This is a genomic window from Giesbergeria giesbergeri (genome assembly GCF_054779375.1).
In genome coordinates, this window is the sequence record NZ_BAAGYJ010000022.1 from 1 (window position 1) to 1241 (window position 1241).

At 59.5% G+C, this 1241-nt stretch carries 1 protein-coding gene; it reads right to left on the reverse strand.

Annotated features, from left to right (window positions below; translation table 11 throughout):
- A partial coding sequence (locus ACYVB2_RS15440; RefSeq protein ID WP_382434981.1) for a methyl-accepting chemotaxis protein occupies positions 1-1241 on the reverse strand: 1241 nt, incomplete at both ends.

The following is a 1241-nucleotide window of genomic DNA, read 5'->3' on the forward strand; positions in this document are numbered from 1 at the left end:
GTAGCCGCCAACTCCTCCGAGCTGGACGCATTCTGTTGCGTGGTTTGGCTCAACTGGCTGATGGCCGAATTGATTTGCCCCGCCCCAGAAGATTGCTCCTCCGAGGCCGCCGTGATCTCTTGCACCAAGTCCGAGGTCTTCTTGATGCTGGGCACAATCTCATCTAGCAGCTTGCCCGCCTTCTCGGCCAAATCCACGCTAGAGCCCGCCACTTCGCCAATTTCTTGCGCCGCCACTTGGCTGCGCTCCGCCAACTTGCGCACCTCCGCCGCCACCACCGCAAACCCCTTGCCATGCTCGCCTGCCCGTGCGGCCTCAATGGCCGCATTGAGTGCCAGCAAATTGGTCTGGTAGGCAATGTCGTCAATGATGCCAATTTTCTTGGCAATCTGCTTCATCGCCGCCACCGTCGCTGCCACCGATTCTCCCCCCTCGCTGGCTTGCTTGGCCGCTTGGCTGGCCATGCCATCGGTGACCTTGGCGTTTTCCGTGTTTTGGGAGATCGAGGAGGTCATCTGCTCAATCGAAGCACTGGTCTGCTCCACGCTGGCGGCTTGCTCGCTGGACGCTTGCGACAGCGATTGTGCGGTGGCACTGACCTGCTCGGACGCGTTGGACAGCGCCTCGGTGGCCGTGAGCACTTCGGCAATCACACTGGCCATCTTGCTGACCGCGTTGTTGACCATGTTTTTCAGTTCACGCAGGTCACCTTGGTAGTTGCCTTCGACATTGCGTGTCAGGTCGCCTTGGGCCACACCACCGAGCACGGCCATGACTTCGTTGACGGGCACCACCACCGACTCCAGCGTGGCATTGATGCCTTGGATGACCTTGCGGAAATCGCCCAGGTGTTTGGCTGCATCGGCCCGCACGGAGAGTTTGCCCTCCAGAGTGGCCTGCGACAGCATGTTGGCGTCGGCCACCAAGGCTCCCACGGCATGCACCACATCAAGCAAGCTCTTGGCCAAGATGTCGTTGTCTGAGCGCACCTTGACCGATACCGACAAATCCCCTTTGGAGATGGATTGTGCGGCGGCGGCTTGTTGGTTGGTGGCCTCAATGCAGGCATTGAGGTTGTTTTTGAGGGTATTGAAGTCGCCGTTGTAGGAGTCGGTGATGGGTTTGGGGGTGTCGCCGATGGCGATCAACTCGACATATTTGGCGGCCACATTGAGCGGGCCAATCACGGCATCGAGCGTGTCATTGACGCCTTGAACGATCTTGCGGAAATCGCCCTGGTG